The organism is Burkholderia sp. (assembly GCF_018375725.1).
GTDB lineage: Bacteria > Pseudomonadota > Gammaproteobacteria > Burkholderiales > Burkholderiaceae > Burkholderia.
Genome location: NZ_JAHACR010000548.1, coordinates 1 through 1,111, shown reverse-complemented (window position 1 = coordinate 1,111; position 1,111 = coordinate 1). Strand labels below are relative to the sequence as shown.

The following is a 1,111-nucleotide window of genomic DNA, read 5'->3' as shown; positions in this document are numbered from 1 at the left end:
CTCGCGGCGTTGCGCTGGGACGGCCTCGCCGAGCCGGACGAATCGGCGGAAGCGGCTGCGGCCGAATGCTTTGCGGAAGCCGCACGCCTGTGGGCGGACGAGCGCGAGGCGATCGATGCGCTGCTGCGCGCCGCGCAGCCCGCGCTCAACCAGCGTTCGCACAAACCGGACGCCATCGCCGACGCGCTGGCGGCGTGGACCGCGCACCTCGCGCAGGATGCGGCGACGGCCGCGTTGCCGAAGGCCGCGCTCAAGCTGACGCGCGCAGCGCTCGTCAAGGCGACGAAGAAAGGCGGCGTGACGCCGGATCACCCGTTCTTCGATGTTGCCGAAACGCTCGAGGCGGCGGTGGCGGCGGCCGAAGGCGTGCAGCGCGCGCGCTGGCTTGCGCTCGTCGCCGAGTGGCTGGAGGATGCACCGCGCGAACTGGCCGAGCGCAAGCGCACGCGTCGCGTCGTGTCGTTCGACGATCTGCTCGCGAACCTGCACGATGCACTGCGCGCGCATCCGTGGCTTGCCGATACGCTGCGCGCGCGCTATCCGGCTGCGCTGATCGACGAATTCCAGGATACGGATCCGCTCCAGTTCGCGATTTTCGACCGGATTTTCGCGCCGGCCGGGCCGCTCTTTCTCGTCGGCGACCCGAAGCAGGCGATCTACAGTTTCCGTGCGGCGGACCTGCATACCTACCTGGCGGCGCGTGAGCGCGCGAGCGCGTGTTACACGCTGGCGGTCAACCAGCGTTCGACGCCGGCGATTGTCGATGCGTGCAACCGCTTCTTCATGTCGAACCCGCGCGCGTTCGTGCTGGAGGGGCTCGACTATCACGCGGTGCGCGCAGGTTCGCGCAAGCGTGCGCCGCTCTACGACGACACCGACACGGGCCCGCAGGGCGACTTCCGGATCTGGATGTTGCCGGGCGGGGACGATGTCTGGCTCAAGCGCGACGCGCAATCGTATGCCGCGCAGGCATGCGCGGCCGAGATCGCGCGGCTGATGCGCGGCGCGCGCGAAGGGCGGGTCCGGCTTGGCGACGAGCCGCTGTCGCCCGGCGATATCACGGTGCTCGTGCAGACGCACAAGCAGGGCAGCCTCGTGAAACGCGTCCTCT

1 protein-coding gene is annotated in these 1,111 nt (G+C 69.8%); it reads left to right on the top strand.

Annotated features, from left to right (window positions below; all coding sequences use genetic code 11):
* A partial coding sequence (locus tag KH616_RS25300; RefSeq protein ID WP_292255333.1) for a UvrD-helicase domain-containing protein occupies window positions 1–1,111 on the top strand: 1,111 nt, incomplete at both ends.